At 45.3% G+C, this 12,532-nt stretch carries 12 protein-coding genes; 5 read left to right on the top strand and 7 right to left on the bottom strand.

Annotated elements, in window-relative coordinates; translation table 11 throughout:
- Nucleotides 1-161 precede the first annotated feature (161 nt).
- A complete protein-coding gene (locus AC0J2X_RS16265; RefSeq protein ID WP_472996207.1) occupies nucleotides 162-1,538 on the top strand; it encodes a Na+/H+ antiporter NhaC family protein in 1,377 nt (458 codons plus the stop codon).
- Nucleotides 1,539-1,614: 76 nt separating this feature from the next.
- Entirely contained in the window at nucleotides 1,615-3,333 is a 1,719-nt protein-coding gene (gene ggt / locus AC0J2X_RS16260; protein ID WP_472996206.1) for a gamma-glutamyltransferase, read from the top strand.
- Nucleotides 3,334-3,489: 156 nt separating this feature from the next.
- On the opposite strand, the gene AC0J2X_RS16255 is transcribed toward ggt, so the two are convergent.
- Nucleotides 3,490-3,960 carry a LabA-like NYN domain-containing protein gene (locus tag AC0J2X_RS16255; RefSeq protein WP_101566514.1) on the bottom strand — a complete coding sequence of 157 codons (471 nt, stop codon included), beginning with the start codon at nucleotides 3,958-3,960 and terminating at the stop codon, nucleotides 3,490-3,492.
- A gap of 77 nt (nucleotides 3,961-4,037) precedes the next feature.
- Here AC0J2X_RS16255 and AC0J2X_RS16250 point away from each other — a divergent pair, with 77 nt between their 5' ends.
- Nucleotides 4,038-4,757, top strand: coding sequence for a PepSY domain-containing protein (locus AC0J2X_RS16250; RefSeq protein ID WP_281716036.1), 720 nt, complete (start codon nucleotides 4,038-4,040; stop codon nucleotides 4,755-4,757).
- Nucleotides 4,758-4,809: 52 nt separating this feature from the next.
- On the opposite strand, the gene AC0J2X_RS16245 is transcribed toward AC0J2X_RS16250, so the two are convergent.
- The 5 genes from AC0J2X_RS16245 to AC0J2X_RS16225 all read right to left on the bottom strand — a co-directional run bounded on the left by AC0J2X_RS16245 (nucleotide 4,810) and on the right by AC0J2X_RS16225 (nucleotide 10,180).
- Nucleotides 4,810-5,226, bottom strand: coding sequence for a VOC family protein (locus AC0J2X_RS16245; protein WP_061439302.1), 417 nt, complete (start codon nucleotides 5,224-5,226; stop codon nucleotides 4,810-4,812).
- An 11-nt stretch (nucleotides 5,227-5,237) separates the two neighbouring features.
- The gene (locus tag AC0J2X_RS16240; protein ID WP_472996205.1) at nucleotides 5,238-6,644 is read right to left on the bottom strand and encodes an aldehyde dehydrogenase family protein; all 1,407 of its coding nucleotides are present in this window, start codon (nucleotides 6,642-6,644) and stop codon (nucleotides 5,238-5,240) included.
- Nucleotides 6,645-6,959: 315 nt separating this feature from the next.
- Nucleotides 6,960-8,258, bottom strand: a complete 1,299-nt coding sequence (locus AC0J2X_RS16235) for an adenylosuccinate synthase (protein ID WP_014948109.1) — start codon at nucleotides 8,256-8,258, stop codon at nucleotides 6,960-6,962.
- Nucleotides 8,259-8,762: 504 nt separating this feature from the next.
- Entirely contained in the window at nucleotides 8,763-8,945 is a 183-nt protein-coding gene (locus AC0J2X_RS16230; RefSeq protein ID WP_014948108.1) for a DUF2065 domain-containing protein, read from the bottom strand.
- Between the two features lie 56 nt (nucleotides 8,946-9,001).
- Nucleotides 9,002-10,180, bottom strand: coding sequence for an aminotransferase class V-fold PLP-dependent enzyme (locus tag AC0J2X_RS16225; protein ID WP_472996204.1), 1,179 nt, complete (start codon nucleotides 10,178-10,180; stop codon nucleotides 9,002-9,004).
- A 264-nt stretch (nucleotides 10,181-10,444) separates the two neighbouring features.
- Between AC0J2X_RS16225 and AC0J2X_RS16220 the strand changes: the two genes are divergently transcribed.
- Entirely contained in the window at nucleotides 10,445-10,873 is a 429-nt protein-coding gene (locus tag AC0J2X_RS16220) for a hypothetical protein (RefSeq protein WP_014948106.1), read from the top strand.
- Between the two features lie 154 nt (nucleotides 10,874-11,027).
- On the opposite strand, the gene trxA is transcribed toward AC0J2X_RS16220, so the two are convergent.
- Entirely contained in the window at nucleotides 11,028-11,897 is an 870-nt protein-coding gene (gene trxA / locus AC0J2X_RS16215; protein WP_014948105.1) for a thioredoxin, read from the bottom strand.
- A 287-nt stretch (nucleotides 11,898-12,184) separates the two neighbouring features.
- Here trxA and AC0J2X_RS16210 point away from each other — a divergent pair, with 287 nt between their 5' ends.
- A complete protein-coding gene (locus AC0J2X_RS16210; protein WP_472996203.1) occupies nucleotides 12,185-12,517 on the top strand; it encodes an Mpo1-like protein in 333 nt (110 codons plus the stop codon).
- Nucleotides 12,518-12,532: the final 15 nt, after the last annotated feature.

Below are 12,532 nucleotides of genomic sequence, written 5' to 3'. Positions count from 1 at the left end.
CGGTACGCTAGCATAAATGAGAGAAGCATGTTCGCCAACTTTGAACTGCAATCACACATTCTCTTACGCAAATAGACATACCTATAGGGCAAGTAGAGCGTAGTAACTTATCAAAGCTCAACAAGTCCTAGGCACACATAAATTTAAGTTTGGAAAGAAGTATGGATTGGATGTCAGTCATCCCCCCTCTTGTGGCTATTGCCGTCGTCTTTTGGAAAAAAGAAGTCATACTCGCATTAGCGCTGGCTGTTTTGTGCGCGGAAGCGTTAATTTTGATAAATGCTGATATCGCTAGCAGCTACATGGCGCCCATTAATGCCATAGAGCGCGTGGTTGATACCGCCGCGAGTCCGGGCAATACACGGGTACTTATTTTCTCTGTACTAGTGGGCGCGTTGCTCGCATTTATACGTTACTCTGGCGGAGTAACGGCAACGGTCAACTTTCTAGTAAACAAAGGGGTAGCGAAGAGTTGCAAACAAGTTGGCGGCTTGACCATGTTCACTGGCATCGCTGTATTCATAGAATCAAACTTAAGTGTGCTCACTGCCGGCATATTCGCCCGAGGTCTGTTTGACCGTTTCGGCATGAGCCGCGCGCGCTTAGCCTACGTCATCGACTCCACCAGCGCGCCCGTTTGTATTTTGATTTTATTGAACGGCTGGGGGGCATTTATACTCAGCCTGCTCGATGCATACGAGCTACCAGCTTCGTCAGCCTCAATTTTATGGGGCAGCGTATTTTTTAACTTTTACGCTATCTTCACCTTACTTATTGTGGCCTACACTATTTCCGCTGACAAAGTGCACGGCCCCATGGCTGAGGAAGAAAAAGCACTCACGTATGTAGAGGTTAACCAAACTACGGAATCTGCCACCAAGGCTCGTTTCATGTTGGTACCGCTAATAATAATGGTATTAAGCATGGTTGGCTTTATGTTCTGGACAGGTAAAGGCGTATTGTCTGAAGGCAGCGGGAGCAAATCTGTACTTTACGCTACGGCTCTTGCCACTGCCATTGCCTATGGTCTGCTCTTAATCCACAAACGTTTTACCCACAAGGAAGCGGTAGAAATTGGTTTTAAAGGGATGGGTGAACTACTTCCTCTAGTAACCATAGTGTTACTGTCGTTAACCTTAGGCAATAGCCTTAAGGTGCTTGGAACAGGCGTGTTTGTCGCGGGCATAGTGGGAGAGTATCTTCCTTTGGTGCTTATTGTTCCCATGCTATTTATTGCCGGAGCGATCATGTCGTTTACCACAGGCACGTCATGGGGCACATTCGCCATCCTAATTCCTATTGGTGTGCCGCTGATTCAAAGTTTAGGGTTACCCCCTTCACTGGTCATTGGCGCTATTTTGGGGGGCGGCATATTTGGTGATCACTGTTCACCTATTTCCGACACTACTGCCGTATCTTCGCTAGCAGCAGGTACTGACGTATTAACGCACGTTAAAACTCAGTTTCCCTACGCACTATTTGCGGGCGCACTTACGCTTATTGCCTATTTTGTAGCAAGCTTGGTCATGCTTGGTTAATGCCGTTGATTAAAGTTTGCTGGAAGTCAGTTGCTAATCGCAAAGGTTTAGCAATGTCTGTAACAAGGAGTTTGTAATGAAAAAGCGGATAGCTAACGTCGGGGTTATCTCGGTAATAGTGGCATTTATTTCAGTTGTGGCAGCGTGTTCCCATGCGCCAAATCCCCCTGTTGATAGTGCTAGCAACAATACAGTAGGGCTTAGCCAACAGGCCGTTGCCATGCCTGACAGCTACAGTGCCGATGCTGCAATGCAGGTACTCCAAGAAGGTGGTAACGCAATTGATGCTGCTATTACGGCACAGTTTGTCTTGGCTGTTACTCTACCTGAGGCGGGCAACGTAGGCGGTGGCGGCTTTATGACAATAAAGTTTGAAGATAACACCGACTTTTTAGATTACCGTGAAATGGCACCTGAAAATGCGCATCGCGATATGTATCTTGACGAGCAAGGTGACGTAAAACCGTACGAGTCTTTGTTTGGGGCTAAAGCGTCTGGCATTCCTGGTACCGTTGCTGGTATGTGGGCCGCGCATAAAAAATACGGAACACTGGATTGGGAGCGTCTACTCGCACCAGCCGTTGATTTGGCCGAGCAAGGTTTTGTGGTTCACGAGAAGCTGGCCAATAACATTGATCACTATATTGAGCGTACCAAAGAAGCAGCTATCAATAACAACTTTAGCGAGTATTTTGCACACGCTAAAGCAGGCACTACCTTCAAACAGCCAGAGCTAGCGAAAACGCTTAAAGCTATTCAGCAACAGGGAAAGGATGGCTTTTATAAAGGCGATGTAGCAAAGCATATTGTTGATTTTATGCAGCAAAACGGCGGCCTTATTACCTATGAAGACTTACTGGCTTACAAAGCAGTGTGGCGCAAACCTCTTCACCTAAACTGGCAAGGTTATGAGCTGGTGACCGCACCTCCTCCAAGCTCTGGTGGTGTTGCCGTTGCCCAGTGGATTGGCATGCTAGAAGCCTATGACGCAACGCACGATTTGCCAGCGCAAAACAGTACTGAATACATTCACGTTATGTCAGAAATTGGTAAGCGCGTGTTTGCCGATCGCGCTGAATACATGGGCGATCCTGATTTTGTTAGTGTTCCGGTAAAAGCGCTCACTGACGCTAACTATATTACTCAACGCGCAGCAGATATTCAGCCTACCAGTATTTCTGATACCCCAAGCGTTAAGCCTGGTTTAAAAGAAAGCGAAGATACAACACACTTCTCTATTATGGACAGATGGGGTAACGCTGTTGCTAATACAACGACCATCAACCTTACTTTTGGTAGTGGTGTTGTTGTGACTGGTGCTGGCTTTTTGTTGAATGATGAAATGGACGATTTTAGTGCTAAGCCTAGCGTGCCTAACTTCTTTGGCGCAGTGGGTGGTGAGGCGAATGCTATTGAACCTTACAAGCGCATGCTGTCTTCTATGACGCCAACACTGGTCACTAAAGACGACCAAGTGGTACTGGTAACAGGCTCTCCTGGCGGCACTACCATTATTTCGTCAGTAACTCAGTCGCTATTGAATGCCCTGCTTTACGATATGAGCGCTGAAGAAGCCGTGAACTCACCACGTTTTCATCACCAGCTATTGCCCAAAGACACCATTCGTATGCACGACGGGTTTACAGAGGCAACGGTAAATGAGCTTAAAGCAATGGGCTATACCATAGATAACCGTCGCTTTGGTGATGTACACTTAATTAAGCGTACTAAAGAGGGTGTAGAAGCCGCATCTGAAAAAAGCGGACGAGGTAAGAGCCTAGTACAACCATATTAGTACAGCCTTATTAACACAGTCGTATTTACACAGCCGTCTTAGTACAACCGTATTAGCACAGGGCTGTTAGCTCAGCCACATTAGCTGAGCTCCATTAGTGTAGCTTTGAGGGCTCAGCGTAATTAGTTCAGCCTTGAACAAAGTACAAGCTGAAAACTACAGCAACAGCGTGGCGTCGATAGGCACGTACTTAGACGCCTCTTTTTGAATACTTTCAGCCGTTAATGCAGGAACACCGTACACCGTTACGGTTTTCCCTTTTGCTTTAAGGGCGTTTACAAGAATATCGAAATCGCCGTCGCCCGACACCAAAATGATCTCATCAACATCGTCGGCGTGTTCAAGTGCATCTACTGTTATACCTACATCCCAATCACCTTTCGCCGAGCCGTCAGCACGTTGAATGAAAGGCTTTAACTTTACTTCAAATCCAATAGCACGAAGAATGTTTTGAAATTCACGCTGCTTGCTGTCCCCCCTGTCTATGGCGTATGCGAAAGCATGGGCTATATCCAAGTTGTAGGTAAGTTCACGCCAAAACTGGTTGTAATTAAAGTTGCGTTTGTACGCCTGACGGCAGGTGTAATACACATTTTGTACGTCTACCAGCACTAATGCTTTATTCAAAACCACTCTCTTCTTCGGTTTACTCGGTTATTGTTTTCTGATGTTATAGCCTTTTGATAATAAAACCAAAAAACCTGATGATGAAATTTATGCGCAAAGCGCACAACTACCTAGGCTTAATACTATTTGTACAAATAGGCCTATGGTTTTTAAGCGGCTTGGTTATGGCCTGGTTACCCATAGATGAAGTAAGAGGTAACCATTTAAGGAACAGGGTAACCACATCATGGCACAGCGCTTCCGTTACTCCTTCTGATATTTTGCGTAACCACAGCAGCACTGCGGTGCTATCACTCACCCATCGCATAAATGAAGTAGGCCTCGCAGAACCGGGCTCGCTCAATGCTATTCCTGTTTATCATGTCGTGGATGACAACATTGCCTATCGCTACAGCGCATTAACAGGTGAAGCTTTGCAAACCATGCAACAAAGCGCTATTCGTAAAGCAGCAAAAGGGCAATACGCAGGTACTGGCGATATTGGTGAGACCCAGCTATTAAGCGTGTTACCTCAAGAAGTGCAAAACCTGTCTGCGCCATTATGGCAGGTAAACTTCGATGACGACCTAAATTCGCGGTTTTATATCGACCCAAACACTGGCAGTGTTCTGCGCGTTCGTACCGACACATGGCGGCTGTTTGATTTTATGTGGATGTTGCACATAATGGATTACAAGGACAGAAGTAACTTTAACACGCCGTGGTTAATTGCTTTTTCGGGCAGCGCCTTTTTGTTCACCCTTACAGGTGTTGCGCTTTTATATAAGCGCTTCAAACCAAAAAAGAAGAAGCGCTAGCCTAGTATCAGGCAGCTCTTTGATGTACGGCAAAGAGCAACTGCCCCCATTATTATGAAGCGAAAAGCTGAGAAATATCGGCGAACGCTTTGAACTCTAAGGCGTTGCCGAAAGGGTCTTTGAAAAACATAGTGGCTTGTTCGCCCGGCTTTCCTTTAAAACGAATATAAGGTGCGATAACAAACTCGGTGTTGGCCGCTTCTAGTTTACTTGCCAGTGCTTGCCAATCGTCCATGGTTAGCACAACGCCAAAGTGCGGCACCGGCACAGCATGATCGTCTACCCCGTTATAGGCAGGCGGCGACGGCATAGCCTCTACACAATGGGTCACTAATTGATGGCCAAAGAAGTTCCAATCTATCCACTGGGTATCACTGCGGCCCTTTTCACAACCCAACAACTCACCGTAAAACGCTTCTGCGTCGGTTAAATTAGTGACCGGAATGGCAAGATGAAAAGGTTGAACCATGGAAACTCCTGTTATAAAAACTTCTTAAGCAACGACAGCTTAAACTTAGAAAACGGCGCATAACGGAAGAACACGTCAAGGGCGAATGAACGTTTCATTACCGTTTTAATATGGCTGAATGTATCAAAACCTGCTTGGCCATGATAGCTACCCATGCCGCTATTTCCTACGCCACCAAACGGTAACTCAGGGTTAGTCATAAACAGCATAGTGTCGTTAGTACACACACTGCCTGAACTGGTTTTGCTGATAATATTATCAAGCACATCATCCTTATCACTAAATGCATAAAGTGCGAGTGGCTTAGGCCTGCTGTTCACGAACTTAATGCCCGCCTCCATGTTGTCAACAGTGATAATAGGTAGAATAGGGCCGAAGATCTCTTCTTTCATTAGCGGGCTATCTAGCGATGGCTCCAGTACAAGGGTAGGCGCCATTGCTGGACGAGATTCATCTAGCTCGCCGCCATACACCACATTGACGTTTTCAAGGTAACTTTCAAGACGCTTTAAGTGACGATGATTAACGATATTGCCGTAATCTCGTGACGATAAAGGTGCTTTACCGTATTGCTTTTTCAGCTCTTTTTTAACCGCATCAATAAGCTTTTGCTCAAAGCCCTTTTCAACAATGACATAGTCAGGCGCAATACAAGTTTGGCCCGCATTCATCCATTTTCCCCACACCAATCGGCGTGCGGTTACAGAAAGATTTGTGTGTTTATCAACAAAGCACGGGCTCTTCCCGCCAAGCTCAAGGGTTACTGGCGTTAAGTGTTTGGCCGCGGCACTCATAACAATTTTCCCCACCACGTCACCACCGGTGTAGAAAATATGATCCCATTTACAGGCAAGTAGCGCCGTCGCTTCGTCTTTACCGCCTTCTACAACAGCCACACATGAGTTATCCATATATTGAGGGATAAGTTTAGCCATCAGTGAGGAGGTTTCTTCTGCCAATTCTGACGGTTTTAATACCGCGCAGTTACCCGCTGCGATGGCGGCAATGTATGGCGCAAGCAGTAATTGAAGCGGATAGTTCCACGCGCCAATGATAAGTACAGTGCCGAGAGGTTCAGGCTGCTGAAAACTCTTTCCTGGCCATGCCACCATGGGCGTTGATACTTTGCGTGGCTTTGCCCATTTATCCAAATGCTTAAGCGTGTGCTTTATATCGGAAAGCAGAAAGCCTTGTTCGGCCACCATGGCCTCTGTCTTACATTTACCCAAGTCATTTTTAAGCGCCTGCAAGATGTCGTGCTGATTGTCTTTCAGTAGTGTTTCTAACGCCTTTAACTGACTTTTACGCCACTCCAAGGACTGGGTTTTCCCTGTATCGAAACTGTCGTTAAGCTTGTGAACAACGTCAACGAAACACACGCCAGTTTCCACTGCGTGAAGAGAAGGTCTATTTGGCATAAGAAGGCTCCGATAGCATAACGCCCACCACAACAAATCTCAGGATCACGACAATATTGTTGTTGGGCAAAGCAGCGCAATAATTAACTGATACTATCTTATATTAATAGGGATGTTCGAAGACAACGCAACTAAATTGTTAATTAATGTTTAATGCGTTTGCGTTTTAGGCCCTAACCGTAGGACTTATAGGAATAAAATGCAGGTGCTAAAAAATGAAGCGTGATCAATGAAAATGAAAAAGAGGTAAAGTTTGTGTGCAACAAAAAAAGCCCAGTGAACACTGGGCTTTTAAACATATTTAATGTGAAACTATTACGCGTCGTATGGGCTGCGTAAAACGATAGTTTCGTTTCTGTCAGGGCCTGTCGAAACGATATCTACCGGCACACCTGTTAGCTCTTCAAGGCGCTTAATGTAGTTTTTCGCAGCTTGTGGAAGCGCTTCAAACTCAGTTACACCAAAGGTGTTATCTGTCCAACCCGGCATTTCTTCATAAACTGGCGTTACTTTCTCGTAACCGTCAGCCGCCATAGGTGGAACGTCTTTCACGTTGCCGTCTGCATCTTTGTAGCCTACACAAATTTGAAGGCTTTCAAGACCGTCTAGCACGTCAAGCTTGGTTAAACAGAAACCTGTAATAGAGTTAATTTGTACTGCGCGTTTCATCGCTACTGCATCGAACCAACCTGTACGGCGCTTACGGCCTGTAGTTGCGCCAAACTCGTGACCTTTAACACCTAAGTGTTGGCCTACTTCACATTCTAGTTCAGTAGGGAAAGGACCTGAGCCTACACGCGTAGTGTATGCTTTAACAATACCCAGTACGTAATCTAGCTTAAGTGGGCCAAAGCCAGCACCTGTTGCTACACCACCAACGGTAGTGTTTGACGACGTAACATAAGGATAAGTACCGTGATCGATGTCTAGAAGTGTACCTTGTGCACCTTCAAACATAATAGGCAAGCCAGCATTGTGTGCTTTGTCTAGTTCGTCAGTTACATCAACAACCATTGCTTTAAGAATGTCAGCAACTTCCATTGCACCTTTTAAGGTTTCGTCAAAGTCTACTGCTTCTTCGCCATAGTACTGAGTAAGCGTGAAGTTATGCACGTCTAGCACTTCTTTCAGCTTTGCTGCGAAGTCTTCTGCATTAAACAAGTCGCCAACGCGTAATCCACGACGGGCTACTTTATCTTCATACGCTGGACCGATACCACGACCAGTTGTACCAATTGCTTTTGCGCCGCGGGCTTTTTCGCGCGCTACGTCTAGTGCAATGTGATAAGGAAGAATAAGCGGACAAGCTTCACTAATCTTTAATCGCTCGCGCACTGGAACGCCACGCTCTTCAAGCATAGTCATTTCTTTCATCAGTGCGTCAGGGCTTAGCACAACACCGTTACCAATAATACAGGTAACATTATCGCGTAGGATGCCTGATGGGATTAAGTGAAGTACGGTTTTTTCACCGTCGATTACTAGAGTGTGACCTGCATTGTGTCCGCCTTGGTAACGAACAACATATTTTGCGCGATCAGTGAGTAGGTCTACGACCTTGCCTTTACCCTCGTCACCCCATTGAGTGCCGAGTACCACAACGTTCTTTGCCATGAATCATATGTGTAAGAAAATTAGGCGGGGATTCTACAAAATTCTAGGGCAAGGATCATCTCTTTTTCGAACAAAAATACGACTATTTTATTTTTATTTTTGAAATCACAAAGATGCCCCACTGCCGCTCGAGCCTTTTTGAAATAAGGCTTGGCTTCTTATTTTTCAGCACAAACATTCTAAGACGCTAATTTTTAAAGCTTTCTAAACATTACCTGGTAAAAAAGCTGAACAGACGGTCTATCGCAGTCTGCGCTACGCCCCATTTACATAACGTTTTGCTATTATTCGCGGGCATTGGATGCTTAAAAGCTAATGAGGTATTCAAAGGGCTGAAAATATACCTCTGAATGTTGAATACAGGTTTAAGAGCACACTTTTCAGTCAACGGTAAAGTCGCGCTCCTTTTCGTACTATGTATTATGGTAAAGCGTGTGGCAGTGTTTGATGAGGTCCGTTTTCACACCGCTTCGCGCCTCTTGATGCCGAGATCTGGGCGCTAACTCAACTGAAATAAAACAGCAATAGTGCGCCTATTATCACAAGGGTTCCGCCAATTTGACGCAGTTGATTACTAGGCTGTTGGCTTATCTGAAGTAAATAATTGCGCCATTTATTAGGAAAAAGAAGCGGCCCTATTCCTTCTATAATAAGTACCAACGCTAAAGCGGGTAGAAGCCACTCCATAAAACTATCCTTAAATAAGTGTGACGTTAATATTTACGTATGTTTAAAGCAACGACTTACGCTTTCTGATTCAGTGCGGTTAAATCAATGTACTCAGGGGTGTGGTACAGACCAAAACCAAACCGTAAGCGGTTTCCTCTAAAATCGGTAAGGATATGGTGCTCTTTAAGCGCTGAAGCAAGGGCTTTTGTTTCATCGGCACTATCTAATTCAAAGGTAAGGAAATGCCCTCGGTTTGCTTCATCACTTACTGCTAGATGTTTTTCGTTTAGCAAGGGATGGTTGCATGTAGCAAGTTTCTCTAGAAATGTGCGCTGCATGCCCATTATATATTCGTTAACTGTAGCGACATCAATGCCATTGTCGTCGAACATGCGAAGCACGGCTCTTAATCTGTAGAGCGCGGTAAAATCCATGGTCGCACCAGCAAAGCGCATTCCATCTAGACTATATTGAACGCTGTCTTTGCCGCCAACCTTGCGAGGCTTATCTAGCTCGCCAAACTCTGCAAACCAACCTGTATATGCGGGTCTTAGCTCACAGCCCACGGGTACGTGCGCAAAACATGCCCCCTCTCCTGCCTGAGCATATTTGTAACTACCGGCAAGATAAAAGGCTCGGTGGGCAATGTTCGCTATATCGGTAGGCTTTGCCATAAACCCGTGATAGCCATCAACCACAATAAGGGTATTGTCGTTAGTTACGCTATTTACGATATCTGTGACATCGTTCACCACGTATCCGGAATTAAAAAACACCTGACTAAAGAAAACCAGCTCGGGATCGTGTTCGGCAATGGCGGCCTTAAAGCGCGACGCAAACGTATCGTAGGGTTTAGTAGGTACGGTAATAAGTTCTATCGCCCCCTGCTCTTGCATCCTACTCGCTTGGCGCTGAAAACTGTGAAACTCGCTGTCTGTCGACACTACTTTATAAGGCGCAGCACTATCGATGCAGCTCATTACGCGATAAAGCAGCTCATGGGTATTGGGCGCAAAAACGATTTGCTGTGGTGCTCCAGTGTTCAGTATGTTGCTAATGCGCTGCTGTAGCTCTGGCACTAAAGTTTGGAAGAAATATCCCCATTTTTCGTCAACATACTTAGCGCTGTCATCCCAGTAGTTGAGCATTGCATCACGCGTGCAGTCGGGCCAAAAGTAGTGGCTGTGACACGCATAATGCTGTTTGCCTTTGTTCGCATTGAGAAAACCCGTATAAAAATGCTGATATGCCATGCTCTATTGCCCAATATAAAAACTGCATAAACCCTATCAAATTTCTACCTTTTTCGCATGAATCTGCGCCTACAACAAAACATTTATTTACAAATTAAGTGTAAATTGTTTTGCCCAAATCGACGTGCTTGGTGATATTTCTTATATAAACACAATCACAGCAAATTTTAAGAACTCTGCTATACCCTATAGAGGCAAGATGTTTTTGTTAGCCGAGTTAGCAAGCTCCGTCTGTTCCACGCAGACAAACATTAAAGGTATTTTATGCGTTTTCCTAAATACGGAAATTATTCATTGGATGTCTCAGGTAACGTACTTGAGGTGTTTGCAACCGGGGCGTGGAACCTGAAAACGACAGAGTTTTTTATAGAAGAAATGCATGAACTTATCGCTAAGTTCGACAATAAGCCTTGGGCTGCCCTAATGGACGGACGCCGCTGGGTGCTTTCTACGCCTGAATGCCAAACCCGTTTAGCAGAAGCAATAAAGGTGAACATTTCGCGAGGGCTCACACGCTCAGCTTACGTGCTGGATACCGGAATGGTTAGGCGGGCCCAATTAGAACGAACCCACCCATCTAAGCACCGTGACGCTGAATCAGCTAACTACGAGCGCGATTATTTTCAAAAGTATTTCGAAGCACTTAATTGGCTGCACAAAGAAGGGTTCTCCCCTATTCTCTCGCCTAAGTAAATACAGCAATCGAAGTAGAAATACACACTGTGACACTCGTCAGCATGTATTCTCGTTCACCTGCAAGTACCAGCACGAACCTCGTACAGTCAAATTTATCAAAGTCAGACTCGACTCATTGTCCCCTACGACAGCCGCTAAAATGCAAACGTTGTTAGTACAATAAGCTGTAAACTTTTCGGCGGTATTCCGACTTCAGCGGGTCGCCGTCGGCAAGCGCATTCACCATATCCATCATTAGCTTTCTGGCGTCGCCAAACCCAAGTTCTTTCTTTAACACACTATAAAGAAGCTCTAGTGCATCTTGTGCTTTGTTCGCTTGCTGCAACTGTACCGCTAAATCAACTTTAAGCTGCAAGTCGTCTGGGTTCGCTTCTACCGCTGCTTGAAGCTGACGAATTTCAGGAGTGTCGGCGGCTTGTTCTGCCAATTCAATTTTTCCCGCTAAGCTCTTATAGCGAGAGTCTTGATCAACCAACTTAATTTCTTCCAATAACGCTTTGGCTGTATCGATAGATCCGGTCTCGATATAGCAATCAATAAGCATATATTTAGCGTTTACGTTATCTGGGTTAAGCGCTAGGGCTTCTTTAGCTGCGGGCAGTGCCTCTGCATAATCACCTTGCTGAATCGCTTTGCCAGCAGTGGCAAGTAGATCGTCTTCAGGATTAGGCAAATATTTAGCGAGCATTTCGCGAATTTGCTGCTCAGGTTGCACACCCGCAAAGCCGTCAACAGGCTGACCATTTTGCACCACCATCACCGTTGGTAGACTTCTAATACCAAACTGTGCAGCGACTTCTTGCTGGGCTTCGCAGTCTACTTTAGCCAGGATCAAGTGCTGGCTATATTCACCCGCCAGCTTTTCCAAAATAGGCATAAGGTCTTTACAGGGCTCGCACCAATCTGCCCAAAAATCGATTAGCACCAGCTTATCTTGCGACGCTTCAATGATGATTTGTTGAAAGTTTTCTACCGTAATATCTACGATGGTTGCTTGGCTATTCGCAACGAGATTTTCCATAACGCAGGCCTTTAATTTCTTGTATTGAGAGGAATATGGGGCAGACGGCCTGAAATTACAAGGTTAAGGTAGGCTATCTTTGGTCACCGCGCCTTGCACTAGGAAGCGCTTCTTAATTCGCCACTTTGTTGATCTGCGCCAGTGAGCACGCATGTTTGCAAAAACTCATTCTCTTTTTGTCGTATTCACGACAATCTATTTCAGAATAGAATGTTAACGTAGTGTAAAATACTGCTACTAAGTCACTCTACTTCTATAAAATACATGCTTATGGCCGAGAGGGTTTTATGTCTACACAAACAAGCGCTGACACGCATTTTGCTTCATTCAAAGAGTTTTACCCGTTTTATTTAAATGAACATAGAGATAGTACATGCCGCACGCTTCACTTTATCGGCTCGTGGCTGGTTCTCGGCGTTATAGCACTAGCAGTATTTATGGCTAGCTGGTCGCTACTGTGGTTTATTCCGGTATTAGGTTACGGTTTCGCTTGGGTAGGTCATTTCTTCTTTGAGAAAAATCGCCCTGCAACATTTAAACACCCGCTTTACAGCCTAATGGGCGACTGGGTCATGTTTAAAGATATTCTTGTAGGCAAAATTAGCCTTAAAGGCGAATAAAGCTCAAATGACTTA

The organism is Alteromonas sp. R7 (genome assembly GCF_055755235.1).
The sequence above is the reverse complement of the archived record's forward strand: the minus strand, read 5'-3'. Positions and strand labels throughout refer to the sequence as shown.

What these genes read in the sequence shown, in the direction of transcription:
- AC0J2X_RS16265 (WP_472996207.1), top strand. Translation starts at nt 162, where the DNA reads ATGGATTGGATGTCAGTCATCCCCCCTCTTGTGGCTATTGCCGTCGTC.
- ggt (WP_472996206.1), top strand. Translation starts at nt 1,615, where the DNA reads ATGAAAAAGCGGATAGCTAACGTCGGGGTTATCTCGGTAATAGTGGCA.
- AC0J2X_RS16250 (WP_281716036.1), top strand. Translation starts at nt 4,038, where the DNA reads ATGATGAAATTTATGCGCAAAGCGCACAACTACCTAGGCTTAATACTA.
- AC0J2X_RS16245 (WP_061439302.1), bottom strand. Translation starts at nt 5,226, where the DNA reads ATGGTTCAACCTTTTCATCTTGCCATTCCGGTCACTAATTTAACCGAC.
- AC0J2X_RS16240 (WP_472996205.1), bottom strand. Translation starts at nt 6,644, where the DNA reads ATGCCAAATAGACCTTCTCTTCACGCAGTGGAAACTGGCGTGTGTTTC.
- AC0J2X_RS16235 (WP_014948109.1), bottom strand. Translation starts at nt 8,258, where the DNA reads ATGGCAAAGAACGTTGTGGTACTCGGCACTCAATGGGGTGACGAGGGT.
- AC0J2X_RS16230 (WP_014948108.1), bottom strand. Translation starts at nt 8,945, where the DNA reads ATGGAGTGGCTTCTACCCGCTTTAGCGTTGGTACTTATTATAGAAGGA.
- AC0J2X_RS16225 (WP_472996204.1), bottom strand. Translation starts at nt 10,180, where the DNA reads ATGGCATATCAGCATTTTTATACGGGTTTTCTCAATGCGAACAAAGGC.
- AC0J2X_RS16220 (WP_014948106.1), top strand. Translation starts at nt 10,445, where the DNA reads ATGCGTTTTCCTAAATACGGAAATTATTCATTGGATGTCTCAGGTAAC.
- trxA (WP_014948105.1), bottom strand. Translation starts at nt 11,897, where the DNA reads ATGGAAAATCTCGTTGCGAATAGCCAAGCAACCATCGTAGATATTACG.
- AC0J2X_RS16210 (WP_472996203.1), top strand. Translation starts at nt 12,185, where the DNA reads ATGTCTACACAAACAAGCGCTGACACGCATTTTGCTTCATTCAAAGAG.